Genomic DNA, 24,175 nt, shown 5'->3' with positions numbered 1-24,175 from the left:
TGTTGCACCTAGATGCTCCCCTCTGGGGGAGCTGTCGCGTAGCGACCGAGCGGGTCTTCCGCCCCTAGAACTCGATAACCGTGCGGATGCTCTCGCCGGCGTGCATGAGGTCGAACGCCTCGTTGATCCGCTCCAGCGGCAGGACGTGGGTGATCATCGGGTCGATCTGGATCTTGCCGTCCATGTACCAGTCGACGATCTTCGGCGTGTCGGTGCGGCCGCGCGCGCCGCCGAAGGCCGTGCCGCGCCACACCCGGCCGGTGACCAGCTGGAACGGACGCGTGGCGATCTCCTTGCCGGCCTCGGCCACGCCGATGATGACGCTTTCGCCCCAGCCGCGATGGCAGGCCTCCAGCGCCTGGCGCATGACCGTGGTGTTGCCGGTGGCGTCGAAGGTGTAGTCGGCCCCGCCGTCGGTCAGGGCCACCAGGTGGGCGACGATGTCGCCGTCGATGGTCTTGGGATTGACGAAGTGGGTCATGCCGAACTTGCGGCCCCATTCCTCGCGTGCCGGGTTGATGTCGACGCCGACGATCATGTTGGCGCCGACCAGCTTGGCGCCCTGGATGACGTTCAGGCCGATGCCGCCCAGGCCGAAGACGATGACATTGGCGCCCGGCTCGACCTTGGCGGTGTTGGTCACCGCGCCGACGCCCGTGGTCACGCCGCAGCCACAGTAGCAGGCGGTCTTGAACGGCGCGTCCTTGCGGATGCGGGCCACGGCGATCTCGGGCAGGACCGTGTAGTTCGAGAAGGTCGAGCAGCCCATGTAGTGGTGGATGGTCTGGCCCTTGTAGGAGAAGCGGCTGGTGCCGTCGGGCATCAGGCCCTTGCCCTGGGTGGCGCGGATGGCCGTGCAGAGGTTGGTCTTGCCGGACAGGCAGCTTTTGCACTGGCGGCATTCGGGCGTGTAGAGCGGGATCACGTGGTCGCCGACCGCCAGGCTGGTGACGCCGGGGCCGACCTCGACCACAACGCCCGCGCCCTCGTGGCCCAGGATCGAGGGGAACAGGCCCTCGCTGTCCAGGCCGTCCAGCGTGTAGGCGTCGGTGTGGCACACGCCCGTGGCCTTGATCTCGATCAGCACCTCGCCGGCCTTGGGGCCTTCCAGGTCGACCTCGACGATCTCCAGCGGCTGCTTGGCGGCGAAAGCGACGGCGGCGCGGGTCTTCATGGCGAGGTCTCCGGAATCTGAAGTCGGCGGCACATTGCCAAGGCTTCGCGCCGAAGGTCGAGCCCGCACGCCCCGACCTCGGGAAATTTTTCGGCGAGCGATGTTAAAAATATTTGACTCAAAGATGATCAAGGCGCACTCAATGTACAAAATTCTTTACATCGAGGAGCGACCGATGCCGTATCGCGAGAAAAGCGCCTGGATCTCGTTCTGGACCACCCTGGTCGTCTACGGGGTCTATTTCACCCTCTTCGCCCATTCCGCCCTGGCCGGGCGGCCGTTCGGACTGCATGGAGCCTTCACCCTGTGCATCGCGATCCTGGTGACGCTGCAGATCGTGCTGCACGTGGCCGCCGCGATCCAGGCGCCCGACGACGCCCGGACGGCCGAGGACGAACGCGAACGCCTAATCAGCCTGCGCGCCACGTCGGGGGCCTTCTACGTCTTCCAGGTGGCGGCCATGCTGGCGGCGGTGACCGTCTATTTCTTCGACAAGGTGACCATGGCCAACGCCGTCCTGGCGGCCCTGGCGGTGTCGGAGCTGGCCCGGCACGGCGGCATCATCCTCGGCTACCGGCGGGCCTGCTGATGCCGGCCCCGCCCCCGATCCGCAACGACATCCGCCGCCTGCGCTTCGAGAACGGCGAGATGACCCAGGCCGACCTCGCCGCCCGGATCGGCATGACCCGCCAGACGGTCGCCGCCATCGAACAGGGCAAGTACTCGCCGTCGCTGGAGGCCGCCTTCCGCATCGCCCAGGTGTTCGGCGTGGGGCTGGAGCGGGTGTTCCAGTGGGAAGGTTGAGTTGGGAGCCATCCGCTCCCTCTCCCAAAGCTCGTCATCCCGGGCCTTGCGCCCGGGATGACGGACGTAAGGTGGATTGAACGTCGATAGACCCTAGGCCTTCTCCACCGGCTTGAACCGGAATCGGCCGTCCAGCAGCTCGGCCTTGGGCAGGTAGGTCCGCAGGTACAGGGCGAACGGCCCCGACTTCGGCGCCGGCAACCAGTTGGCCGACCGGTCGCCGCCGGGATCGGTCCGGCCGATCCACAGGGTGACCGAGCCGTCCGCCGCGCGCTTCAGGCCCGGGGTGCGGTCGCCGATCGCGTAGCGCCGGAGCGGGTTGTCGGTGAAGAAGAACTGGCCGTCCGGCGTGGCCTCGTACATCGACAGCGACCAGAAGCCGTCCAGGGGCAGCTCGGCCGGCAGGGTCAGGCGATAAAGGCCGTCGTCGCTGAACAGACCCGCCCCGTCGTCGCCCGCCGCCTTCAGGTACATGGCCTCGGCCACCGGCAGCGCCCCCAGCCCCATCAGGGCGACGATGGCGCGGTAGATGTAGTCCTGGCCGTAGTCGCCGAGATTGGCGCGAGGATAGGCCCAGCCGTTGGTGAACACCTGCCGCCCCTTGGCGAACTGGGCGATCATCCGGGCCTGGTCGGCGCCCTCGACCATGGCCGTGTCCTGGGCCGAGATCGGGCGATCCGCGCGGCGGGGCTCGAAGGGCGGCGTCAGCAGACCGCGCGTCCGGCGCAGGAAGGCCAGGTCGGTCGCGGGGAAGCCCTCCTGGCCCAGCAGCGCCCGGGCGCCGTCGAAATAGAGCACGGGCTCCGCGTCGCGGGTCGGATAGGCCGGCGGCGGCAGCGTCTTGGGCCCCGTCAGCACGAAACCGTCCTGGACCTTGTGCGCCGCCGGCAGGTCGGCCGCGTCGCTCACCAGGGTGCGGATCAGCAGCCAGGCGTGGGGCGTGGCCACGCGCACCGGGTTGGGCCCCTTCGACGACTGCCCAGGTCCGACCAGGGTGAAGGTTCCGCCCTCGCCGCCCACCGTGCGCAGGCCCAGCACGGCGTTGTTGTTGGTGAACATGTCCATCACCGCCGCCGACCAGTAGCGCGCGCCGGTCGGCGGGACGGTCAGGGTGACCGGACCCTGGGTCAGGTCCAGGAAGGCGTGCGAATAGAGCGTGTCGTTGTTGGGCGTGGTCACCGCCCGCGCGGCGTGGTCGGCCAGCACCCGCATGTGGCTGAGCTTGTTGATCGCCGCGCCGGGCGCCCGGAGCAGCCGCGCCCGGGTGGTGGCCATCTCGATCAGCGGCAGGGCGTAGAGCCAGGCCTCGGCGCCGGGCGAGATCTGGAAGCCCTGGCCGAAGGCCGGCCCGGCCATCGCGGCCAGGCCGGCCGCACCGGCGCTCAGCAGCAGCATCCGACGGTCCATGCCGCCCCTCCCAACATCTGTTTGACGGGAGAAGACGACGGAAGCCGGCGGGCCGCAAGCCCCGCTAGAAGGTGAACCGCGCCCCGCCGCCGATCACCAGCCCCTTGCCCTCGGACCGGCCGCGCAGCGACAGGTTCATCGGGAAGGCCGTGCCGTCGTACAGCACCTGGTCGCTGTGGATCGCGCTGTCCTTCAGCTTGATGTAGGCGGCGCTGAGGTCGAAGTGCATGCCGGGCCGGGGCGTGATGGTCGTGCCCACGCTGTAGAGCTTGCGGTCGCCGTCCGGCACGCGCGGATCGCGATAGAGGTCGTTGGTCGGGGTCGGGTCCTTCTGGGCGCCCGCCCGCACGGTCAGCCAGTCGGTGACGGCGAAGTCCGCGCCGACCGCCACGTTGGTGGTGTCGTTGTAGAACTCGTGCACCGTGATCGATTTCGGCAGCAGCGCGCCAGGCAGCAGCTGGCCGGCGCCCTTCAGGTCGACGCGGACGTTGTCGAAGTCGCTCCAGCCGAAGCGCTGGACCTGGGCGTGCAGGGCCAGGCGCTGCATCGGGCGCAGGGTGACGCCGGCCGTGGCGATCCACGGCAGGTCGAAGTTGGTGGTGGCTTCCTGCTTGCTGGTGACCAGGGCGAACGGACCCTGGAAGCCGTAGATGGTCACGTCGCCGTCCAGGTGGTGCTTGTAGCCCGAGCGGTAGCTGGCGCCGATCGTCGCCCACTTGGCAGGCCGCAGCTGGGCCCCGGCGTTCCAGCCGAAGCGGGTGTCGCTGCCCTTGACCTCGATCTTGCCGTCCGGGAACGGCGCGATCAGGTCGGGCGCCATCTGGCTGAAGGTGGCGTCGAAATAGTCGACGTTCCCGCCCACCCCGACATTGAGCCAGTCGGTGACCCGCATCGACACGGCGGTCTGCATGTTGATGTTCAGGAACCGCGACTTGATGGCGCCGTAACGCACCCAGCTGTCGCCGTCATAGGTGGTGATAGCGTTGAACGGGGCGTTGATCCCGATGCCCACGGCGATCCGGTCGGTGACCGGCATGGCGAAGGCGAAGTTGGGCACCACCGACTTGGGGATCGGGTCCTTGGCCACGGGATTGCCGCCCACGGCCTGGGGCGGAAGAAGCGCGATGTTGGGCAGGCTGTTCAGGGTGGGGATCAGCACCCCGTTGGTCAGGCCGGGGAGCACGCCGCTGAGCAGGCCGGTGACGCCGCTGGGCAGGCCCGGGATAGGCGTCCCCAGCACCGACGGGATGTTCAGGGTGGGCCGCTGCAGGGTCGAGCCCTCGTCGGTCACCGTGCCGTCGACCTTGACGCCCGACAGGCCCGTATAGACCTCCTTGCCCTCCAGCCGGCCGATCGCCGCCGGGTTCCAGAACATCGACTCCGCGCCGGTGTCGGTGACCTCGCCCGAATAGGCGCGGCCCATGCCCTTCACCGACTGCTCCTGGATGTAGAACGCCCCCGCCGCCGCGCTCGAGGCGCAGACCATCACGCTCCCGGCCACGCCCAAGGCGAGCCAGGTCCGAAGACCCTTGATCACTGCACGTCCTCCCTGTCGGCCATCCGACATTGGCCGTCTCGAGCCCGAAACGTGGCTTGGGAGAATTTGGTTCCGGCTAGGTTTCGGAGCCTTCTTCGCCTTCCGTAACGGAAGTTTCGCCCGCTTTCCGGGCCTTCTGCTCGGCCAGCTTGGCCAGCACCCGGCCCCGCCCTTTCGACAGGGCGGTGACCACGCCGCGGAAGGTGCGCACCTCCTGCTCGGTCAGCCGGGCCCGCGCCAGGGGGGCGCGCAGGTTGCGGACCATCGACGGTTTCTTCTCCGGCGGATGGTAGAAGCCCGCCTTCTCCAGCTCGTCCTCCAGCTGGCCGTACAGGCCCAGCAGGCTGGACTGGTCGGCCGGCTCCGCGACGTTGTACTCGAACCGCGACCACGGCCGGTCGTCGACCGTCATCTTCCATTCGTAGGCGTTGATCGACACGGCCTGGGCCAGGTTCAGCGACCGGAAACGCTCGTCGATCGGGATCGAGACGATGGCCTGGCACAGGGCGATGTCGTCGGTCTCCAGTCCCGCCCGCTCGCCGCCGAACAGCAGGCCCACGGCGTGGCCCTGGGCGACGTCGGCCGCCAGGTGGCCGGCGGCCTCGCGCGGGGTGTAGACCGGCAGGCGGGTCTCGCGCGGCCGGGCCGTGGTGGCGAACACCAGCTTCAGGTCGGCGATGGCGTCTTCCAGGCGATCGAACACCTTGGCCTCGTCCAGCGGCCAGTTGGCGCCCGAGGCGCTGGCCCAGGCGCGCTCCTGGGGCCAGCCGTCGCGCGGCTTGACCAGGCGCAGGTCCGACAGGCCGAAATTGGCCATCACCCGGGCGACGGCCCCGATGTTCTCGGCCAGTTGCGGCTGGTTCAGGATCACGCAGGGCGGGAGGTGCTTCGAAGTCATCGCCACCCTTTGCCGCCGGACCGCCGCGCGGCGCAAGCCCCACGATGGCGGTTCGCGCGTTTAGCCCCGGTCCAGCTCGTGCTGAAGCTCACCGGGATCGCCATGCTCCGCCCCCTCGCCGCCCTTCTCCTGACCTTCGCCCTCGTCGCCCCGCTGACCGGCTGCGGCGAGCCGCCGATGCTGGGCCAGGAGGACCCGCTTTTCGACCGCCAGAAGCTGACGGCCCAGTTCCAGCCCATCGCCGACCGCGTCGCCCCGGGGCAGCTGGGCGTGGGGCTGGAGGACCTCGGCACCGGCCAGATCATCTCGTTCAACGGCGAGCGGCGCTTCCCCCTGCAGAACGTCGCCAAGGCCCCGCTGGGCGCGGCGGTGATGGCCGAGGTCGAGGGCAAGCGCCTGCGGCTGGACGACGTCCTGCTGATCGAGGACGTCGATCTGTCGCCGCCGCCCAGCCTGCTGGCCGACGCGTGGTCGGGCCCCTCGACCCACACCGTCCAGGAGCTTCTGGAGCGCGCCATCCGCGACGGCGACAACACCGCCGCCGACATCCTGATGAAGCGGGTCGGCGGCCCCGGGGCGGTGACCGCCTGGCTGCAGGGCCGCAAGGTCATGAACCTGGACATCGACCGCTACGAGCGCCAGCTGCAGCCCGACAGCCTGGGCCTGGCCTCGTTCCGCGCCGGCTGGAAGGGCGAGGCCGCCTACCGCGCCGCCCTCGGCCAGGTTCCGGCCGCCGAGCGAAGCCGGGCGGTCCACGCCTATCTGGCCGATCCGCGCGACACCGCTACGCCCCTGGGCGCCCTGCGCTTCCTGGAGGCCCTGAACCAGGCCGAGCTGTTGAACGCCGACTCCCGCCGGCTGCTGGGCGGGATCACCCGCCAGGTGACCGCCGGGCCCGACCGCCTGAGGGCCGCCCTCCCCCGCAACGCCCAGCTGGTCCACGTCCCGGGCACGGCCCGCACCGACCAGGGCTTCACCCCGGTGGTCAACGACATCGGCGTCTACACCCTGAAGGACGGCCGCAAGTTCGCCGTCGTGGTGTTCATCTCGGGTTCGCCCCTGCCGCTGGCCGAGCAGGAGAAGGCGATCGCCGACGTGGGCCGCGTGGTGATCAAGGCCGCGAAGTAGAGGCGCGGATCGCCTCGGCCAGGATCGCGACCGCCTCGTCGATGCGCCCGGCCTCGATCTGGCCGTAGCCCAGCGCCAGGCCCGGCGCCGACGCGTCCCCGGCCGTGAAGGCGGCGAGGTCCTCCACCGCCACGCCCGACCGCGCCGCTCGCGCGATCGCCGCCGCGACGTCGACGCCGGCGGCAAGACGAGCGGCCAGGTGCAGGCCGGAAGCGGGCGCGACCGGGTCCAGCAGGCCGGCGCCATCGCGGGCCAGGGCCCGCAGCAGGACCGCGCGCCGCTCGGCGTAGACGCCCCGCATCCGCCGGACGTGGCGGGCCAGATGCCCCTCGCCGATGAAATCGGCCAGGGTGGCGTGCTCGATCGCCGGCCCGTGCCAGTCGCTGTGGGCCCGGGCCTCGGTCAGGGCCGCGCGGAAGCGGCCGGGGGCGACGACGAAGCCGATGCGCAGGGCCGGCAGCAGGCTCTGCGAGAAGGTGCCGACATAGACCACGCGTTCGTCGCGATCGAGCATCCGCAGGGTGTCCAGAGGCGGGCCGTCGAAGCGGAACTCGCCGCCGTAGTCGTCCTCGACGATCACCGCGTCATGGGCGGCGGCGAAGGCCAGCAGGGCCTGCCGGCGGTGCGGCGACAGGGTCACGCCGGTCGGGAACTGGGACGGCGTCACGCAGATCAGGGCCGTGTCGGGCGGCAGGGCCTCGACCACCAGTCCCTCGGCGTCGACCGGCACGGCGCGGACGTCGGCTCCGGCGGCGGCGAAGGCCGCGCGGGCGGCGGGATAGCCGGGATTCTCCACCACCACGACCCGGCGCTCGGGCGGGGTCAGGGCGCGGATCATAAGGTCGAAGGCCTGCTGGGCGCCGACCGTGACGACGACGTCCGCCGGGGCGCAGGCGATGGCGCGGGCGAACGACAGGTGGCCGGCGATGGCCTCGCGCAGGGCCGGATGGCCGCAGGGCTCGCGATAGACGGCCGGGTCGCGCGAATAGCGGCGCAGGGCCCGGCCGGTCAGCCGCCCCCAGATGTCGAACGGGAACCGCGTCGCGTCGGGTCGGCCGGGCCGCAGGTTGTGGGTGACGGCGGGGGCCGCGCGGATCGCCTCCCCGCCGGCCGGCCTGGACGCGGCGGGCGCCACGAACGTGCCCGCACCCGGCCGGGCGACCAGGCAGCCCTCGCCCAGCAGCATGTCGTAGACCGCCATCACCGTGTTGCGCGACAGGCCCAGTTGATCGGCCAGGGCGCGGCTGGCGGGAAGCTGGACGCCGGGCGCCAGTCGCCCGGCCAGGATCGCCTGGCGCAGTTGCTCGTGCAGCCGGCGGCGCACATCCCGCGACCCGGCGGCCGGCAATTGCAGTTCGAGTTCGAGAACGCCGTTCATCGTCGCTGTTGTGCGCGAGCGCCGCCGCCGGCTCAAGGCCGAGCAGCGCGCCAACGTGGCGCCCTAAGGTTCGCCGCCACTGGCTCTCGTCCGACGCCGCGTCCCTGCCATGCTCCTCGCGAACAGGGAGATGCCGACGATGACCGCTGGAATGAACGTCCTGGGCGCCGCGATCCTGGGCCTGGCGCTGGCGACCGCCGCCCCCGCCCTGGCCTCGCAGGACAACGTCAAGGCCAAGCCGCCGGCCGACCTTTCGGGCCTGCACGCCTTCGACCTGAGGGTGGGCAAGTGGCGCGTGAGCCATCGCCGCCTGAAGGAGCGCCTGGCCGGCAGCACCGAGTGGCAGGAGTTCACCGGCGAACAGGTCTGGTGGAAGACCCTGGACGGTAAGGGCAACGCCGACGACAACCTGCTGCGCCTGCCGGCCGGCGACTATTGGGGCTTCACGATGCGGGCCTACGATCCCGCGACGGGTCTCTGGGCGATCTGGTGGCTCGACAGCCGCAACCCGCACGGCCCCCTGGACCCGCCGGTGAAGGGCCGCTTCATCGACGGCGTCGGGACCTTCTATGCCGACGACACCCTGCGCGGGAAACCGATCAAGGTGCGGTTCACCTGGTCGGGCATCACCGCCACCTCGGCCCATTGGGAGCAGGCCTTCTCGCCTGACGGCGGCAAGACCTGGGAGACCAACTGGTATTCCGACTTCACCAAGGCGGACTGAGCATGGCCCGTCCCGATCCCGACCGGCGGACGCTGCTGGCCCTCGCGCTGGCGGCGTCGCCCGCCCTCGGCGCGGCCCGCCGGGGCTTCGCGCAAGATCTCGGGCCGCCGGGCGGCGGTTCGATCCGCGACTTCGACTTCTTCCTCGGCTCGTGGCGCGTGGCCCACCGGCGGCTGCGCAAGCGGCTGGCCGGGAGCGACGATTGGGAGACGTTCGAGGGCTCGACCGTCTGCCAGGCCCTGCTGGGCGGCGTCGTGAACCTGAACGAAAGCCTGGCCCGGCGCGCCAGCGGACCGACCAGCGGCCTGGGCCTGCGGGCCTATGATGCCAGGACCGACACCTGGGCGGACTGGTACCTCAGCGCCGCCGATCCACTGACGATCGACAAGCCCGGGATCGGGCGGTTCCGCGACGGCGTCGGCACGTTCCTGTCCGACGACGTCTTCGAGGGGCGGCCGATCGTGGTGCGCGGCCGGTTCTCGTCGCTGTCGCCCGACGAGGCCCAGTGGGACCAGGCCTTTTCGCCCGACGGCGGCAAGACCTGGGAGGTCAACTGGGTCATGCGCTATTCGCGGACGGCGTGAGGCCATGGAGATTCGCCGCGCCCTGCCCGCCGACCTGCCGGCCCTGGCCCCGATGTTCGACCGCTATCGCCAGTTCTACGGCCGGGCGTCCGATCCGGAGCGCGCCTCGGCCTTCCTGGCCGCGCGGATGGAGCGCAGGGAGTCGGTGGCGTTCATGGCCCTCGAGGCGGGACACGCCGTGGGCTTCGTCCAGCTCTATCCCGGCTTCTCGTCGGTGGGCGCGGTCCGGACCTTCGTGCTCAACGACCTCTATGTCGAGCCGGACGCTCGCCGAGGCGGCGTGGGACGCGGCCTGGTCGCCGCGGCGATCGCTCATGCCCGGGCGGCGGGCGCGGCCGGCCTGTCGCTGCAGACCGGCATCGGCAACCAGGCGGCCCAGCGGCTCTACGAGCGCCTGGGCTGGCGGCGGCAGATGGATTTCCTGGAATACGGGCTGAGCCTGGCCGAACCCTAGCCCGCGACGCTCAGGGCCGAGGCGCCGCGCGTCATCCGCGTCCGCGCCAGGGCCTCCAGCAGCTGGGCGGGGCGGACCGGCTTGGCCAGGTGGAGGTCGGCGCCGACGGCCTTGGCGGCCGTGACGTGCTCCTCCATGGCGTTGGCGGTCAGCATGATCAGCAGCACCGGCGGGACGCCGGCGGCGGCCTCGCGCTCGCGGATCAGCCGGGTGGCGGTCAGGCCGTCCATGACCGGCATCTGCATGTCCATCAGGATCGCGTCGAAGCCGCCCGGCGTGAAGGCGTCCAGCGCCGCCTGGCCGTCCTCGACCATGGTCAGGTCCACGTCGAACGGCTGGAGGATGATCTCGACCACCTTCTGGTTGGTGGGGTGGTCCTCGGCGACCAGCACCCGCAGGCCCTCCAGCGAGACCTCTTCCTCGTCGTCCGGCGCGGCGTCCTCGACGGCGCGGACGCGTTCCAGCGGCAGGTCGACCTGGAAGATCGCCCCGCGGCCCAGCACGGCGCGGGCGTCGATGCGACCGCCCATCATCTCGGCCAGGGCCGCGCAGATCGACAGGCCCAGGCCTGTACCGCCGAACTGGCGGGTGATCGACTGGTCGGCCTGGACGAAGCGCTTGAACAGCCGCTGGCGCACGGTGTCGTCGAAGCCGACGCCGGTGTCGCTGACGATGAAGCTCAGGCCGTCGGCCGTGCGCTCGACGTTCAGCGCCACCTCGCCCAGGGCCGTGAACTTGACGGCGTTGGCCAGCAGGTTGTTGAGGATCTGGCTGATCCGGCCGGCGTCGCCCAGATAGCTGCCCGCCACGCCCGGCTCGATCGACCAGCGGAACAGCAGCGACTTGGCCTCGGCCGAGGCGCGGTGCAGCTCGGCCACGCCGCCCACCAGGGTGGCCAGGTCGAACGGCGCCGGGGTCAGCTGGAACTGGCCCGCCTCGATCTTGGAGACGTCCAGGATGTCGCTGAGCACCTGCTCCAGCAGGCGGCCCGACGAGGTGACCAGGGCGGCCAGCTCGCGGCGGCGTTCGGGGTCGTTCTCCTCGGCCAGCCGGTCGCCGATGGCGATGACCCCGTTCAGCGGCGTGCGCAGCTCGTGGGACATGTTGGCCAGGAACACCGACTTGGCCTGGTTGGCGCGCTCCAGCTCGATGGTGCGCTCGGCGACCCGCTCCTCCAGCGAGCGCAGCAGCTCGATATTGCCGTCGCGCTGGCTGCGCAGGGTGCGGGCCAGGGCGCCGATCTCGTCGGTGCGCGTCTCGATCGGCTCGGCCTGCTCGACCTCGCCGGTGCGGTGGGCGTCGGCCAGGACCCGCAGCGGCCGCTCGACCGTCAGGCGCATCACCCGGTACAGCAGGGCCACCTGGGCGATCACCCCCAGCACGCCGAACAGCAGCACCCAGGACGCCGTCTTGACCGCCGACCACACCAGGTCGTCGGACGGGAAGCTCATCAGGAAATACCAATCGGGCTCCTTCAGGCGGCCATAGGCGATGACCCGGTCGCCGTAGCGCAGGGCCCCGGTGTCGGCCCTGATCCCCCGGATCTGCCGGACCACGTCGGCGACGTGCTCGTCGGCCTGGGCGCGCACCAGGGTCTGGGCGTCGACGACGCCGTCCTTGGCCAGGCCGGGGGCGGCGATCAGCTCGCCGTCCGAGGACACGATCATGTTGCGCCCGCCCGGCAGCGCGTCCTCGACGGCCCGCAGCAGGTAGGAGTCCAGCGACAGGCTGGTGCCCCAGGCCCCCAGCTGCTTGCCCCGATAGTCGAAGGGCGTCATGCACGCCGAGTTCAGGCCCCGGCCGCTGGGGTCCGACAGCACCTTGCGCAGCTTGGTGCACTTCATCACCCGCTGGGCGTTCTGCTGCGGCAGGGTCAGGAGGGTCATCTCCTCGCCGCTGACGTCGAAGGTGGGCGGAGCCTTCTGGCGGTAATAGGTCAGGCGGTCCGCGCGCCGCGGTCCGAACATCACCAGACGGGTGTCGGGCGTGAAGAAATAGAAGTTGTCGTAGCGGTTCAGCTCGGCCTCGCCGGTGTGCGAGACGGTCTGGACGGCGGCCACGAACAGCGCCTTCTGCTGCTGGGTCAGGCTGTCGGCGTCGCGCAGGAAGCCGCCGATCCCGTAGGTGTAGTCGCCGGCCACCATGCCGCCGTCGTACAGCGCGTCGGGCGTGCGCCGCGTGCCGTCGCCGAACTTCGGGAACAGGGCGTCGAACTCGCCGTCCACCTTGGCGGGATCGATCGTCGCCAGGCGGCGGGCCAGGGAGTCGGACGCCGCCTCGTGCACCTTCACCAGGTCGGAGAACAGGCGGTCCTCGGTCTTGACCCGCTCGGCGGCGTATTCGGCCAGATGGCGGACCTGGGCGTCGGCGGCGGAGCGCTGGACGAAGACGAAAGTCACGGCCGTGGCCATGCCCGTCACCGCGATGGACAGGATCGCGACGATCGCCAACAGCCGCCGCGCGAGCGGCGACGTGACGTCGGCTATGGCTCCCCGCTTCTTCACGCCTTGTTCGTACCCCAAGAACCTCAATAAGGATTTACACCTGGATCAAAGACTTAGCTCGCCGAAACGGCTTCGTCACAGGTTCGGTTCGACCTCGGCTTTCCCCCCGGCTCGCAACAGTCTATAGGCACGCCGTCCGCGCCGCTCCCAGGCCCTGTGCGCCAAAGAGTCACAGGCGCGCCACCGCGAGAGGAAAGACCCCGCAATGGCCAAGATTAAAGTCGCCAACCCCGTCGTCGACATGGACGGCGATGAAATGACCCGGATCATCTGGAAGCTCATCAAGGATAAGCTGATCTTCCCGTACCTGGACCTGGAGCTCGACTACTACGACCTGTCGGTCGAAAACCGCGACGCCACCAACGACCAGGTCACGATCGACGCGGCCGAGGCGACCAAGAAGCACGGCGTGGCCGTCAAGTGCGCCACCATCACGCCCGACGAAGCCCGCGTGACGGAATTCAATCTGAAGAAGATGTGGAAGTCGCCGAACGGCACCATCCGCAACATCCTGGGCGGCGTGATCTTCCGCGAGCCGATCATCTGCCAGAACGTGCCGCGCCTGGTGCCGGGCTGGACCCAGCCGATCATCGTCGGCCGCCACGCCTTCGGCGACCAGTACAAGGCCACCGACTTCCTGTTCCCGGGCAAGGGCACGCTGTCGATCAAGTTCGTCGGCGACGACGGCCAGACCATCGAGCACGAAGTGTTCAAGAGCCCGTCGGCCGGCGTGGCCATGGGCATGTACAACCTCGACGAGTCGATCCGCGACTTCGCCCACGCCTCGTTCGCCTACGGCCTGAACCGCGGCTATCCGGTCTACCTCTCCACGAAGAACACGATCCTCAAGGCCTATGACGGCCGCTTCAAGGACATCTTCCAGGAGATCTACGACGCCGAATACGCCGACAAGTTCAAGGCCAAGGGCATCCACTACGAGCACCGCCTGATCGACGACATGGTCGCCTCGGCGCTGAAGTGGTCGGGCGGCTACGTCTGGGCCTGCAAGAACTACGACGGCGACGTGCAGTCGGACATCGTCGCCCAGGGCTTCGGCTCGCTGGGCCTGATGACCTCGGTGCTGATGACCCCGGACGGCAAGACGGTGGAAGCTGAAGCCGCCCACGGCACCGTCACCCGCCACTACCGCCAGCACCAGAAGGGCGAGTCGACCTCGACCAACTCGATCGCCTCGATCTTCGCCTGGACCCGTGGCCTGGCCCACCGCGCCAAGCTGGACGACAACGCCGAACTGGCCAAGTTCGCCGCCACTCTGGAAAAGGTCTGCATCGACACCGTCGAGAGCGGCTTCATGACCAAGGACCTGGCCCTGCTGGTCGGCGACAAGCAGTCGTGGCTGACCACCGAAGGCTTCCTCGACAAGATCGACGAGAACCTGAAGAAGGCGATGGCGGCCTAAGCCGCCAATCTGCTCTTCGTCACGAACGTGCGAACGCCCCCGGGGAAACCCGGGGGCGTTTTTCGTGCCCGCCGATCGATTTTCTCCAACCGTCCACCTTTTGAGAAACCAGCCCCCAGCCAACCTCGCAAGCGCACAATATCAAGTATATTTACGTGAAATTTCATGAATATTCCTGAATATATTTGAATAACAATCAGAACGCTCTCTTATTTATTTACAATATTCAAAAACCGGCGCTCGATGATCTTGCGATCACAAGGATCGCGCTACGCAAAGGAAATGGACATGAGCAAAAAGATCGTTCGGTGCCGTGACTGCGGCGCTCCGCACTACGACGCCCGCCGTCGTTGATCGTTCACTCGAGGGGGGAGCGATGCTCCCCCCTCACTCAAGGAGAAACACCGATGATGTGTCGTAGGCGACGCTGCTATGCGCCCTGGCGCGAATACCCCTATCTCTGCCCCTGCAGGCCGGGGCGCTTCACGATCTAGGGTGTTCGAGTTCGCGCCGTCCGCCTCGGGGCGGGCGGCGTTTTCGTCTGCGTCACCTGCCGCGGATCGCGTTCCGCAAGGCCGCCCGATCCGACAGGGGCGCGAAGCGCTCCACGACGGCGATCAAGGCGTTCGCCGGCGTCCCGCCATTGGACTCGACCTCGGCGAGGATCCGCCTGGCCTGCGGATGGGACCGTCCAAAGCTCGTGGTCGTGTCGCCGTCGCAGGGCACGCCGTCCTCGGCCATCCACCGAAGAATGCGAAACGAGTCGTCCATGTTGTCCGACACCAGGATCAACGTGTTGTAGGTGTACTTGTCGGGTCGCACGCCGGATCGACGCATGGCGTCGAGAATGTCGAGGGCTTGGTTCCAGGTTTCAACCTTCTTGATCAGGATATTGAACGTCACGTCGTTGGGCGGGATGTTGAATTGCTCGATGAGGACCTGACCCTGAATGATTTCGGCTCTGGTCCTGGCCTTGTCCAAGACAGCGTTCACATCGAAGTCGCGAATTGCGAACCCGCGCTCCTGCATCTCTTCGAGCAGCTGTACGGCGCTGTCGAAATCGACGCTGAAGGACACCAGGATATTGAAGCTGATCTGGTCGGGCGACACGGCGAAGGGGGGCGCCGCGACCAGCGCACGCGCCTCCTCCAGCGTCTGGCAGCGCTTGAGCAGGATATTGAAGCTGATGATGTCCGGCTGATGCCCGAACTCGGCGAAGCGCGAGATCACGCCTTCCGCGGAAGCACGATCTCCCATCCGGTCCATCAGTGCGTTCAGGGCCACGCGGTCCGGCGCCACCTGATGGTCGAGCATGTCCTGGAAATGCCCCTTGGCGAGCCCCTCTGAAGGCGCGGCGCCAATCAACAGCGTGAAGGTGTATTTGTCCGGCGCGACGCCCGCCTTGGCCAGATCATCGAAGATCTCCAGCGCCTCCTTGTAGGATTCGGCGTCCCTGATCCGTTCGTTGTACTGACGTATGGAGACGCCCGAACCGTTCGCCGTCCCGAGCTCTTCCCGATCTCTTGCGGTCAGCGCGTAGCCGCACCGGTCGGCGTGGAGCATGACGGCCCGCCGCTGCTCCGGCGAAAGGATGGCCCGCCGCCAGTCGCTGGCCAAGTGCAGGGTGGTCTGATGCAGGTTCGCGCCCCGGAAGTCCGCTTCCTCGACGCGCGCCTTTTCGAAGTTCGCCTGGAAGAACCGCGCATCGCGAAGATCGAAGCCCCGCAAGTCGCAGGTCGAGAAATCGCAGCCTCGCCAGTCGCCGCCCCGAAACGCGCTGACCGGTTCGAATCCCGCGATCTCCATGAGTTCGACGACGGTGTTCCCGCGCCGCGCCCCCGATCGCACCTCGCGGATCCTGGACGCCAGGTCTTCGATCTCTTCGCTCATTCCCCGAGATCCTTTTGCGAGAGGCGGATTTCGTAGTCCTCGATGGGAAGGGCGAACTGTTTGACCAAATGGTCGATCACTCTCTGGGTGGTGACGGAATCCTCCTCCGCCGCCTTCTCGCCATCGCGGGAGACCTTTATCGCCCCGGCGTTCGCCACCAGGGCCGCCCGGTCGCCGTCGTGGAGCTCGCCCCTAATGGTTCCGACCGCGAAATATTCGATGGAGCCCAACAGATGGCTGTGCGGTTTTGGATTGCGGATCTGCCAGGCGGCGGCATCGCTGTCCCCCAGTGCGACGAACTTGGCGACCTCCCCCTGCGCCTCGCCGATCAGGGCCTGGGTCGCGACCGGCAGGTTGGGCTTGGTCGCGGCCTCACGGAGCGCCAGATCCAGAATGCAGCGGCCCAGGCGCAGCGTATAGATCACATCATCGCAGGCGAAGGTGATCACCCCGAACGAGCAGGCGACGGTCAAGGTCCGCCCCTCCTCGGGATTGTAGTTCGCGCTGGGCAGGTGCGTGGACAGCGTCGCGAGACGCTTGACGTAGTTGATCGCCTTCGAACTGCGAGGAGCCGCCGACGAGGGGCCGGCGACGGACGGCGCTGACGGGAGTGACGGCAGCGGATCGGGTTCGGGCCTTCCGCGATCATAGAAGCGCGCGCATCGCTCCAAGGCTTCCGCCGCGCGTGGTGAGCCTGGATCGGCCGGGACCAGCCGCATGTCCGCGATCTTGGCCTCGAACTCTTGAAGGTCTCCCGTGCGCCAACAGCGCCAGCCCTTCGCCCATTGGGCCCAGGCGATGTCGAAGCCTTGATCGAAATCCTCTTCGGAGGGGCCAAAGCCGAACAGCAGGGCGATGACCTGCTCGAGCTGCGACGGCAATTTATCGCTCTTGTAGTAGCCGTTCAGAAGACCCCCGCTGCGGCCGATCAGCGTGATGAACTTGCTGGTGTTCGTCAGTGATGGCGAAAAACCTCTCTCGCTCGCGACACGGCGAAGCGTTTCGAATTTCACCTTGAAATCGCGTATGCCGATCATGTGACTTGTCGTCCCGACAAGCGAACGTCGAAGCGCCGCCCGGCACAACTGTAGCGACTCTATCGACGACGAAAAGACCCTAGGGTTTCAGCGACTTGGCCAGCCCGCGCCGAAAGGGCCGAGAGGTGGCGGCGCACGTCCGGCCGAAAGGTCGAGCACGCCTTGCCGCCGAAGACGCCGCCAGCGCCCGTCTCGCGCGAGAAACCTTGCGGTGCGCCGGGGATTAGGGTGTCTATGCGAACCTTAACCTTCTTCGCGCGGGGGCGGCGATGACTGTGCAAAAGCGGATCTGGGACCTGCTGGTCCTGGGCATCGTCATCTTCGCCGCCGCCTTCGCCACCGCTCCCTGGTTCGCCTTCCGCGCCCTCAAGGCCGCCGCCCAGTACGAGGACGTGCAGGCGATCAGCGAACTGGTCGACTTCCCGGCCGTCCGGGGCAGCCTGACCGCCGAGCTGAACGACAAGACCCCGGCCGCCGCGGCCCCGGCCGAACCGCCCTCGCTCTGGCGCGACCCGCTGGGCGCCTTCAAGCGCGCCATCGCGCCGATCGCCCCGCCCGAGCCCAAGGTCGACCGCTACCTGACCATCCAGGGGCTGTCGGCCCTGACCCGCGGCTACGCGCCCGGCGCGGCCCCGCCCGTCCCGCCCAGGCCGGCGACGGCCATGGACAAGGCCAAGGCCGCCGTGGCCGGGCCGCACGCCATGATCGCCTATTGGGACCCCAACCGCGTGCGGATCAGCGTCAAGCGGCCCGGCCAGCCGGCCAAGACCACGGTCTTCACCTTCCGCCGCGACAAGCTCTTCACCTGGCGGCTGGTGCATATCCGCCTTCCCGTGGACGAGCGCTGAGCCGGGCTCCCGTCGTGCGCCGCTGGACCGCCCGCCTTCGCCGGTGGTATCGAGCCTTGCCTTGTTTCGGCCCCGACTCTCTTTCGGGCATCAATCCCGCCGGGTGGCGCGCTTATCGCCGTCCCGCAGTTCCATGGTAGCGCCTTGATCCATCTCCTGCTCGACGTGCCGCAGCGGGTCTTGCCGTTCTTCCTGCTGGTCGCGGCGGGCGTCACCCTGGCCCGGCTGCGCCTGTTCGACGCCCGGATGTCGGCGGGCCTGTCGACCTATGTCTACTGGATCGGCTTCCCGGCCCTGCTGGTGCACTCGCTGTCGCGGGTCGGCGCGCCCGACCGGTCCCTGGCCCTGGGCCTGGCCGCCTACGGCGCCTGCGCCCTGCTGGTGGTGGTCCTGATGGCGGCGCTCGGCGGCGCCCTGAGGTGGACGCGCGAGGAACGGGCCGGCGGCTCGCTGTCGGCCAGCCTGGGCAACAGCGCCTTCCTGGGCCTGCCCATCGCCGCCGCCGTGCTGGGTCCCGAGGCCGCGCGGCTGTCGGCCGGCGCCGTCGCGGTGGACTTCGTCGTCGTGGCGGCCATCGGCGTGGGCCTGCTGGGCTGGGCCGGCGGCCGCTCGACCTGGCGCTCGCTGATGCAGGCCCTGCGCAATCCCATCGTCCTGGCGGCCATGACCGGTTCGGCCATGGCCCTGCTGGGCCTGTCCCTGCCCGGCGTGCTGGACCGGGCCGTGGCCGCCGCGGCCGCCTCGGGCAGCCCCGTGGCCCTGGTCGCCCTCGGCGTCGCCCTGGGCCTGACCGGGCTCCCCGCCGCCGGCGTCCCCTGCGAGCCGACCGAGGAAGAGCCCCCGCCGATCCCGCGCTGGACCCCGATCATCGTCGCCGCCGTCGGCAAGCTGCTGGTGCTGCCGCTGCTGGTCTGGTTCGCCGCCGACCTCGTGGACGCTCCCCTGCCCTTCCGCCTCGGCGCGACCCTGCTGGCCGCCACCCCGACCGCGGTCAACGTCTTCATCCAGACCAAGGCCTACAACGTGTTCGAGCGCGGCGGGGCGCGGATCGTGGCCCTGACCACCGCCGTCTCGTGCGTCAGCCTGTCGGCGATCGCGATCCTGCTGGAGCGATACGCGGGGGCGTGACGGCCTCGAGGGCGGCGATGTCGCTCCCGTCCTTCAGGCCCACGCCGGTCAGGCCCAGCCGCAAGGCCTCGCGGGCGTGCCAGGCCAGCTTGAACGCCGCCGCCTCGTAGCTCAGCCCCTCGGCGCGGATGTTCGAGACGCAGTTGCGCTCGGCGTCGCTGCGCCCGACCTTCGGGGCGAAGGTGATGTAGGCCCCCAGGCTGTCGGGCGACGACAGGCCCGGCCGCTCGCCGACCAGCAGGATCGCCAGCCGCGCGCCCAGCAGCTCGCCGACCGCGTCGCCCAGCGCCACGCGGGCCTGGCGGGCGACGATCACCGGAGCCAGCCGCCAGCCCGCCGCCCGCACCGCCGGCAGCAGGGCCTCGATCAGGGGCGCGGCGTGGGCGTGGACGGCGGTGCTGGACAGGCCGTCGGCGACCACGATCGCCAGGTCGCAGGCCCCGCGCGTCCGGGCCACCAGGGCGGCGCGGCCGGTCTCCGACAGGGTCCGCCCCAGGTCGGGCCGGCGCAGATAGGACGCCCGGTCCGGCGCGGCGCTGTCGACGATCACGGTCTCCAGCCCCAGGGCCTGGATCGCCTCCGCCGTCGCCTCGGCCTCGAACGGGGCGTGGACCGCGTCCCGGGCCTGGGCGTGGGCCAGGGCGAAACCCAGCACCTCGGAGGTCGGCAGGCTGGAGCCCGTCCGCCCCAGGGCGATACGGGCCGGCGTGTGGCGGCGCAGGGCGGTCCAGGGATCGGGCGTGACGCCTGGAAGTGAAGGGGGGGCGCTCATCCGACGCGCCCGGCGGTCAGCAGCGGATGGCCGGCGGCCCGGGGCGCCAGGCGTCCATCCGCCCCGACGATCCGCGCCCGCTCCAGCCAGGCCTCGAACTCCGGCGCCCGTTTCAGGCCCAAGAGCTCGCGGACATAGAGGGCGTCGTGGAACGAGGTGGACTGGTAGTTCAGCATCACGTCGTCGGCGCCCGGCACGCCCATCACGAAGGTGACGCCCGCCGTGGCCAGCAGGGTCAGCAGGCTGTCCATGTCGTCCTGGTCGGCCTCGGCGTGGTTGGTGTAGCAGACGTCCACCCCCAGCGGCGCGCCCAGAAGCTTGCCGCAGAAGTGGTCCTCCAGCCCGGCCCGGATGATCTGCTTGCCGTCGTAGAGGTATTCGGGGCCGATGAAGCCGACCACGCTGTTGACCAGCAGCGGCTCGAAGGCGCGGGCCACGCCGTAGGCCCTGGCCTCCAGCGTCTGCTGGTCCACGCCGTGATGCGCGCCGGCCGACAGGGCCGAGCCCTGGCCGGTCTCGAAGTACATGACGTTGTCGCCGACGGTTCCCCGGTTCAGCGACCGCCCCGCCTCCAGCCCCTCGCGCAGCAGCTCCAGGGTGACGCCGAAGCTGGCGTTGGCGGCCTGCGTCCCCGCGATCGACTGGAACACCAGGTCGACCGGCGCGCCGCGCTCGATCAGCTGGATGGCCGTGGTCACGTGGGTCAGGACGCAGGACTGGGTCGGGATCTCGAACCGCCGGATCAGGTCGTCCATCAGCCGGGTCAGGTCGCCCAGCACCGACAGGCTGTCGCTGGCCGGGTTGATGCCGATCACCGCGTCGCCGCAGCCGTACAGCAGGCCGTCCAGGATCGAGGCGGTGATCCCGGCCGGGTCGTCGGTCGGATGGTTGGGCTGCAGCCGCACGGCCATGGTCCCGGGCAGGCCGATGGTGTTGCGGAACCGCGTCGTCACCTGGCGCTTGGAGGCGGCCAGGATCAGGTCCTGGTTGCGCATCAGCTTGCTGACCGCCGCCGCCATTTCGGGCGTCAGGCCCGGCGCCAGGGCGGCCAGGGCGGCGGGGGTAACCAGCTCCGACAGCAGCCAGTCGCGGAACGCGCCCACGGTCAGCGAGGCCACCGGCGCGAAGGCCGCCGCGTCGTGGCCGTCGAGGATCAGACGGGTGACCTCGTCGGCCTCGTAGGGCACCAAAGCCTGGTCCAGGAAGGCCTTCAGCGGCAGGTCGGCCAAGGCCGTCTTGGCGGCGACGTTCTGCTGGGCGCTGGTCGCGGCGATCCCCGCCAGCGCGTCGCCCGAACGCGGCGGCGAGGCCTTGGCCATCAGGTCGGCCAGGCTCTCGAAGGTCCAGGTGGTTCCGCCCAGGGTCGCGCGATAGGCCATGGCGGCAGGGTGGCGCCGATAAGCGCGGCTGGGAAGCGGACGCCAAAGGACCGGGGTGGTTGCGGAGCCAAGCTGCCAGTTCAACGAGCACTGATGGAGACAGGTCCATGGAGCTGTCCCCGGCCGCATCTACGACCTCATGGCGCTTGAACCGACAACGCTGTCAGATACCTTGCCGCCGGCCTCGGAGACGGGGCGCGGGAGAACCCATGTTCAAGACCCTGGCCTTCACCCTGGCGCTGGCCGCCACGCCCGCCCTCGCCGCGCCGAGCAAGCCCCTGACCCTGGCCGACGTGCCCAAGGCCGCCGGCCCCGCCGTCACGCTGTTCAACGGCAAGGACCTGAAGGACTGGGACGCCTGGCTCGGCTACGCCGACCCGGCCCTGACCTACAAGCGTCCGCCCGTCGCCCCGATCGGCGTCGGCGCCCAGAGCGCCGACATCTTCAAGGTGGTGGTCGAGGACGGCCGCCCGGCGCTCTATGTCAACGGCAGGACCTGGGGCAGCCTGGTCCGTCGCGGCGACTTCCACGATTACCACCTGCGGCTCCAGTACAAGTGGGGCAAGGGCCGCTGGGCGCCGCGCGACACCCAGGCGCCCAACAACGGCCTGCTCTATCACAGCCACGGCGCGCCCGGCGCGGTCTGGGGCACCTGGAGCCAGGCGGTGGAGTTCGAGATCATGACCGGCTCGATCGGCATGGTCGTGCCCGTCGGCGAGGCGATCAGCGCCACGACCGACGCCGTCGACGATCCCGCCCTGATCCCGCCCAAGCTGCGGTTCACGCCCGGCGGCCGGGTCCAGACGGTCCAGGGCGGCACGGGCAACTGGAACGTCGAGGCCTACAGCGACGCCGAGAATCCCGCCGGCGAATGGAACACCCTGGACCTCTACGTGCTGGGCGACCGCGCCGTCCACGTTGTCAACGGCGTGCCCGTGCTCGAGGTCCGCGACCTGAAGGCCGACGGCCGCCCCCTGACCCACGGCGCGATCCAGCTGCAGTCGGAAGGCGCCGAGACCTTCTTCCGCGACATCGTGATCGAGCCGATCACCAGCCTGCCGAAGGTGAAATAAGGTCCTCCCCCTGAGGGGGAGGACCTTTGGCTCGACTACCCGAACACCGCCACGCTGAAGACCATGTTGGCGATCGCCGCGAAGCCCAGCAGCAGCAGGCCCAGCGAGACCATGAAGGTGACCGAGACCGGGAACCGGCTGTCCGCATGGACCAGCCCGTTCCGCTTCATGTCCTGCCGGGTCTTCTTCAGCTCCAGCATGAACTGCACGTGGTGGACCATGCCGACGATCAGCATGACGATGCCCAGCAGCACCAGGATGACGCCGAAATTGCGCGGGGCGTTGGGGTTGGCGATCGTGCCCGCGTCATGGAGCTTCTGGAACGTCTGGTAGATCGTGAAGCCGAAGCCGATCAGCGACAGCGAGGTTCGGATCACCGACATCAGGGTCCGGTCGTCGCTCATCCGCGTGCGCTGGAACGACATGCCGGTGCGCCGCATCGACATCTCGGTGCGGTGGGTGGAGAGGTCGGTCCGGAAGGTCGACAGGTCGGTGCGGTATTCCGACAGGTCGGTCCGGTGCTCCGACAGCTGGGTCCGGAAGGTCGAGAGCTTGGTGCGGTGAGTGGAGTACTGGGTCGAGGCGACTTCGGGCTTGTCGCTCACCTGCGGCAACGGCGGCACGGGCGGCAGCTCGATGCGCGCGGGGCGCTTGGGGACGTCCTTGGCCGGCTTGGTGGACATGATCATACGCATCCCGGCGGGTTGGCGGTCGGACGCGAGAGTCGCGGGGCCGAGGGCCAGGGTCCATCCGGGTTTCCCCTAGTTCGACGTGACGCGGTTCCCTGAGGCGCTTGATGAGGCGCTCGATACGCCCCGCGCCGCCAGATAACCGGCCACCGCCTTGGCCATGGCCCGTGAGGCCCGGGCGTCGGGATGGCGATTGTGGGGGATCAGCCAGGCGGGATCGATCCGCACGATCATGTAGGGCAGGTCCGCCCCGTCGAGGACGCGGCGGCGCAGGTCGGCCTCGACCGGCGTCTCCGGCCGTATCTGCGGGACCAGGATCAACGGAACCGCGCCCCGTTGCCGGGCCAGGGCGACGGTGTCGGCCAGGGCGGCCCGGCTGATGGCCACGCCCCGGTCGATGCTGCGCTCGGAGCGATAGGGGATCGCCCGCCGCGCCACCTCGGCCAGCTTCAGCGAAGGGGTCGGCGGGCGGACGGCCAGGGAGCGGCTGAGATGCGGTCGGTCGCGGTCCAGGGTCCGGCGCAGCAGCGACGGCATGAACAGGGCGACCACCGCCACGGGGCGCCGGAAGTCGGCCTGCTCGTCGCGCAGCCGCAGATAGGACTGGTCGGTGGCGTAGCCCTCGACCGCGAGGTTGGCGCTCTGCACGCCCGTCAGGGCTTCGACCTGGGCGGGCAGCGACTCCTCCCAGGTCAGGCCGTGGCCGACCATGACGGACTCGCCCGTGAACAGGATGGTCGGCCGGGCGTAGTCCACCTGGTCGCCCAGACGGCGGACGCGATGGCCTTCGGCGTCGAAGGCGTAGGCGATGTCGCGGCCGCCCAATCGTCCGACGCCTTCGCGCGAAGGGACGAACACCCAGCCCAGGCGGGGATCGCGTTGGCGCAGCGGCTCGCGCGGGGCCGGCACCTCCTGGGTCCCCAGCCAGGGCAGGCGCGACAGCAGGAACTCGCTGGCCGCCAGCGACAGCGCCACCGCCAGGGCCATGGGGGCGACGTCGTAGGCCAGGCGGGCCGAGGTCGTGCCGGTGAGCTTCCGGCCGGCCCACGGCCGCACGACGAAGACCAGCGCCAGACCCAGGGCCGCCGCCGCCCCGCGCAGGAGGTTCAGGATCAGGACCTGCCGTTCGCGGGGGGTGTAGAAGTCCGGCAGCACGTGCCGGTCCAGCCAGTGCGTGTCGGCCGCCGCGGCCCAGCCCAGCAGGGCCAGGCCGAGCACGACCACGACCAGCTCGGCGACCAGGCCGCGCGCCCTGGCCGGCGCCGCGACGGGGCCTTCGGCCCGCTCAGCCAAGTGTTGATCCTCCCTCGCGGATGATATTGGATGACCGACAGAAGGGACCCTGCC

General features: G+C 69.7%; 22 protein-coding genes. 10 read left to right on the top strand and 12 right to left on the bottom strand.

Annotation, left to right across the window (positions count from 1 at the left end):
* Positions 1 to 64 precede the first annotated feature (64 nt).
* Positions 65 to 1,174 (bottom strand): S-(hydroxymethyl)glutathione dehydrogenase/class III alcohol dehydrogenase, encoded by a 1,110-nt coding sequence (locus tag WAE60_RS06760; RefSeq protein ID WP_337685519.1) that lies wholly within the window; start codon positions 1,172 to 1,174, stop codon positions 65 to 67.
* A gap of 175 nt (positions 1,175 to 1,349) precedes the next feature.
* On the opposite strand from WAE60_RS06760, the gene WAE60_RS06755 reads away from it, so the two are divergent.
* Together WAE60_RS06755 and WAE60_RS06750 are read left to right on the top strand one after the other, a co-directional pair.
* Complete coding sequence (locus WAE60_RS06755) at positions 1,350 to 1,763, top strand: hypothetical protein (RefSeq protein WP_156035840.1); 414 nt, start codon at positions 1,350 to 1,352, stop codon at positions 1,761 to 1,763.
* Entirely contained in the window at positions 1,763 to 1,978 is a 216-nt protein-coding gene (locus WAE60_RS06750) for a helix-turn-helix transcriptional regulator (RefSeq protein ID WP_029915405.1), read from the top strand. Before WAE60_RS06755 ends, WAE60_RS06750 begins: the two co-directional genes overlap by 1 nt.
* Positions 1,979 to 2,071: 93 nt before the next feature.
* On the opposite strand, the gene WAE60_RS06745 is transcribed toward WAE60_RS06750, so the two are convergent.
* From WAE60_RS06745 to WAE60_RS06735, 3 genes are all read right to left on the bottom strand, one after another.
* Entirely contained in the window at positions 2,072 to 3,385 is a 1,314-nt protein-coding gene (locus WAE60_RS06745; RefSeq protein WP_337685518.1) for a DUF1254 domain-containing protein, read from the bottom strand.
* Between the two features lie 64 nt (positions 3,386 to 3,449).
* Complete coding sequence (locus tag WAE60_RS06740) at positions 3,450 to 4,922, bottom strand: outer membrane protein transport protein (RefSeq protein ID WP_051695946.1); 1,473 nt, start codon at positions 4,920 to 4,922, stop codon at positions 3,450 to 3,452.
* Between the two features lie 76 nt (positions 4,923 to 4,998).
* Positions 4,999 to 5,820 (bottom strand): RNA methyltransferase, encoded by an 822-nt coding sequence (locus WAE60_RS06735; protein ID WP_035018754.1) that lies wholly within the window; start codon positions 5,818 to 5,820, stop codon positions 4,999 to 5,001.
* A gap of 102 nt (positions 5,821 to 5,922) precedes the next feature.
* On the opposite strand from WAE60_RS06735, the gene WAE60_RS06730 reads away from it, so the two are divergent.
* Positions 5,923 to 6,948, top strand: a complete 1,026-nt coding sequence (locus tag WAE60_RS06730; RefSeq protein ID WP_337685517.1) for a serine hydrolase — start codon at positions 5,923 to 5,925, stop codon at positions 6,946 to 6,948.
* On the opposite strand, the gene WAE60_RS06725 is transcribed toward WAE60_RS06730, so the two are convergent.
* Entirely contained in the window at positions 6,932 to 8,326 is a 1,395-nt protein-coding gene (locus WAE60_RS06725; protein ID WP_337685516.1) for a PLP-dependent aminotransferase family protein, read from the bottom strand. The two genes, WAE60_RS06730 and WAE60_RS06725, sit on opposite strands and share 17 nt — an antisense overlap.
* Positions 8,327 to 8,465: 139 nt before the next feature.
* Here WAE60_RS06725 and WAE60_RS06720 point away from each other — a divergent pair, with 139 nt between their 5' ends.
* From WAE60_RS06720 to WAE60_RS06710, 3 genes are read left to right on the top strand one after another with little or no spacing between them, the layout of a single operon-like run.
* The gene (locus WAE60_RS06720; protein ID WP_337685515.1) at positions 8,466 to 9,050 is read left to right on the top strand and encodes a DUF1579 domain-containing protein; all 585 of its coding nucleotides are present in this window, start codon (positions 8,466 to 8,468) and stop codon (positions 9,048 to 9,050) included.
* 2 nt (positions 9,051 to 9,052) lie between these two features.
* Entirely contained in the window at positions 9,053 to 9,634 is a 582-nt protein-coding gene (locus WAE60_RS06715; RefSeq protein ID WP_337685514.1) for a DUF1579 domain-containing protein, read from the top strand.
* A gap of 4 nt (positions 9,635 to 9,638) precedes the next feature.
* Positions 9,639 to 10,088 carry a GNAT family N-acetyltransferase gene (locus WAE60_RS06710; RefSeq protein WP_337685513.1) on the top strand — a complete coding sequence of 150 codons (450 nt, stop codon included), beginning with the start codon at positions 9,639 to 9,641 and terminating at the stop codon, positions 10,086 to 10,088.
* Here WAE60_RS06710 and WAE60_RS06705 read toward each other — a convergent pair.
* Entirely contained in the window at positions 10,085 to 12,592 is a 2,508-nt protein-coding gene (locus tag WAE60_RS06705) for an ATP-binding protein (protein WP_337685512.1), read from the bottom strand. The genes WAE60_RS06710 and WAE60_RS06705 overlap by 4 nt on opposite strands.
* Before the next feature lie 205 nt (positions 12,593 to 12,797).
* Here WAE60_RS06705 and WAE60_RS06700 point away from each other — a divergent pair, with 205 nt between their 5' ends.
* On the top strand, positions 12,798 to 14,012 hold the full coding sequence (locus WAE60_RS06700) for an NADP-dependent isocitrate dehydrogenase (protein ID WP_029915390.1): 1,215 nt from the start codon (positions 12,798 to 12,800) through the stop codon (positions 14,010 to 14,012).
* Positions 14,013 to 14,558: 546 nt separating this feature from the next.
* Here the strand turns inward: WAE60_RS06700 and WAE60_RS06695 are convergent.
* On the bottom strand, positions 14,559 to 15,902 hold the full coding sequence (locus WAE60_RS06695; RefSeq protein ID WP_337685511.1) for a pentapeptide repeat-containing protein: 1,344 nt from the start codon (positions 15,900 to 15,902) through the stop codon (positions 14,559 to 14,561).
* The gene (locus WAE60_RS06690) at positions 15,899 to 16,939 is read right to left on the bottom strand and encodes a hypothetical protein (RefSeq protein WP_337685510.1); all 1,041 of its coding nucleotides are present in this window, start codon (positions 16,937 to 16,939) and stop codon (positions 15,899 to 15,901) included. Before WAE60_RS06690 ends, WAE60_RS06695 begins: the two co-directional genes overlap by 4 nt.
* A 269-nt stretch (positions 16,940 to 17,208) precedes the next feature.
* Here WAE60_RS06690 and WAE60_RS06685 point away from each other — a divergent pair, with 269 nt between their 5' ends.
* Together WAE60_RS06685 and WAE60_RS06680 are read left to right on the top strand one after the other, a co-directional pair.
* Positions 17,209 to 17,787: a DUF2939 domain-containing protein gene (locus WAE60_RS06685; RefSeq protein WP_337685509.1), complete on the top strand. Its 579-nt coding sequence runs from the start codon at positions 17,209 to 17,211 to the stop codon at positions 17,785 to 17,787.
* 144 nt (positions 17,788 to 17,931) lie between these two features.
* Positions 17,932 to 18,915, top strand: a complete 984-nt coding sequence (locus WAE60_RS06680; protein WP_337685508.1) for an AEC family transporter — start codon at positions 17,932 to 17,934, stop codon at positions 18,913 to 18,915.
* Here WAE60_RS06680 and eutC read toward each other — a convergent pair.
* Together eutC and WAE60_RS06670 are read right to left on the bottom strand one after the other, a co-directional pair.
* Complete coding sequence (eutC, locus tag WAE60_RS06675) at positions 18,866 to 19,687, bottom strand: ethanolamine ammonia-lyase subunit EutC (RefSeq protein ID WP_337685507.1); 822 nt, start codon at positions 19,685 to 19,687, stop codon at positions 18,866 to 18,868. The two genes, WAE60_RS06680 and eutC, sit on opposite strands and share 50 nt — an antisense overlap.
* Positions 19,684 to 21,066 carry an ethanolamine ammonia-lyase subunit EutB gene (locus WAE60_RS06670; RefSeq protein WP_337685506.1) on the bottom strand — a complete coding sequence of 461 codons (1,383 nt, stop codon included), beginning with the start codon at positions 21,064 to 21,066 and terminating at the stop codon, positions 19,684 to 19,686. The genes eutC and WAE60_RS06670 overlap by 4 nt, the downstream gene beginning before the upstream one ends.
* A gap of 209 nt (positions 21,067 to 21,275) precedes the next feature.
* On the opposite strand from WAE60_RS06670, the gene WAE60_RS06665 reads away from it, so the two are divergent.
* Positions 21,276 to 22,139, top strand: a complete 864-nt coding sequence (locus WAE60_RS06665; protein ID WP_337685505.1) for a DUF1080 domain-containing protein — start codon at positions 21,276 to 21,278, stop codon at positions 22,137 to 22,139.
* A 35-nt stretch (positions 22,140 to 22,174) separates the two neighbouring features.
* On the opposite strand, the gene WAE60_RS06660 is transcribed toward WAE60_RS06665, so the two are convergent.
* Together WAE60_RS06660 and WAE60_RS06655 are read right to left on the bottom strand one after the other, a co-directional pair.
* A complete protein-coding gene (locus tag WAE60_RS06660; RefSeq protein WP_197026733.1) occupies positions 22,175 to 22,822 on the bottom strand; it encodes a DUF202 domain-containing protein in 648 nt (215 codons plus the stop codon).
* A 78-nt stretch (positions 22,823 to 22,900) separates the two neighbouring features.
* Positions 22,901 to 24,121 (bottom strand): hypothetical protein, encoded by a 1,221-nt coding sequence (locus WAE60_RS06655; protein WP_337685503.1) that lies wholly within the window; start codon positions 24,119 to 24,121, stop codon positions 22,901 to 22,903.
* Between the last annotated feature and the right edge of the window lie 54 nt (positions 24,122 to 24,175).

Source organism: Caulobacter sp. CCG-8, assembly GCF_037402475.1.
GTDB lineage: Bacteria > Pseudomonadota > Alphaproteobacteria > Caulobacterales > Caulobacteraceae > Caulobacter.
This window is presented reverse-complemented; position numbering and strand designations above follow the sequence as displayed.

Bases quoted from the DNA above. Each gene is read 5' to 3' on its own strand.
- WAE60_RS06760 (WP_337685519.1), bottom strand. From the start codon at position 1,174: ATGAAGACCCGCGCCGCCGTCGCTTTCGCCGCCAAGCAGCCGCTGGAG.
- WAE60_RS06755 (WP_156035840.1), top strand. From the start codon at position 1,350: ATGCCGTATCGCGAGAAAAGCGCCTGGATCTCGTTCTGGACCACCCTG.
- WAE60_RS06750 (WP_029915405.1), top strand. From the start codon at position 1,763: ATGCCGGCCCCGCCCCCGATCCGCAACGACATCCGCCGCCTGCGCTTC.
- WAE60_RS06745 (WP_337685518.1), bottom strand. From the start codon at position 3,385: ATGGACCGTCGGATGCTGCTGCTGAGCGCCGGTGCGGCCGGCCTGGCC.
- WAE60_RS06735 (WP_035018754.1), bottom strand. From the start codon at position 5,820: ATGACTTCGAAGCACCTCCCGCCCTGCGTGATCCTGAACCAGCCGCAA.
- WAE60_RS06730 (WP_337685517.1), top strand. From the start codon at position 5,923: ATGCTCCGCCCCCTCGCCGCCCTTCTCCTGACCTTCGCCCTCGTCGCC.
- WAE60_RS06725 (WP_337685516.1), bottom strand. From the start codon at position 8,326: ATGAACGGCGTTCTCGAACTCGAACTGCAATTGCCGGCCGCCGGGTCG.
- WAE60_RS06720 (WP_337685515.1), top strand. From the start codon at position 8,466: ATGACCGCTGGAATGAACGTCCTGGGCGCCGCGATCCTGGGCCTGGCG.
- WAE60_RS06715 (WP_337685514.1), top strand. From the start codon at position 9,053: ATGGCCCGTCCCGATCCCGACCGGCGGACGCTGCTGGCCCTCGCGCTG.
- WAE60_RS06710 (WP_337685513.1), top strand. From the start codon at position 9,639: ATGGAGATTCGCCGCGCCCTGCCCGCCGACCTGCCGGCCCTGGCCCCG.
- WAE60_RS06700 (WP_029915390.1), top strand. From the start codon at position 12,798: ATGGCCAAGATTAAAGTCGCCAACCCCGTCGTCGACATGGACGGCGAT.
- WAE60_RS06695 (WP_337685511.1), bottom strand. From the start codon at position 15,902: ATGAGCGAAGAGATCGAAGACCTGGCGTCCAGGATCCGCGAGGTGCGA.
- WAE60_RS06690 (WP_337685510.1), bottom strand. From the start codon at position 16,939: ATGATCGGCATACGCGATTTCAAGGTGAAATTCGAAACGCTTCGCCGT.
- WAE60_RS06685 (WP_337685509.1), top strand. From the start codon at position 17,209: ATGACTGTGCAAAAGCGGATCTGGGACCTGCTGGTCCTGGGCATCGTC.
- eutC (WP_337685507.1), bottom strand. From the start codon at position 19,687: ATGAGCGCCCCCCCTTCACTTCCAGGCGTCACGCCCGATCCCTGGACC.
- WAE60_RS06670 (WP_337685506.1), bottom strand. From the start codon at position 21,066: ATGGCCTATCGCGCGACCCTGGGCGGAACCACCTGGACCTTCGAGAGC.
- WAE60_RS06665 (WP_337685505.1), top strand. From the start codon at position 21,276: ATGTTCAAGACCCTGGCCTTCACCCTGGCGCTGGCCGCCACGCCCGCC.
- WAE60_RS06660 (WP_197026733.1), bottom strand. From the start codon at position 22,822: ATGTCCACCAAGCCGGCCAAGGACGTCCCCAAGCGCCCCGCGCGCATC.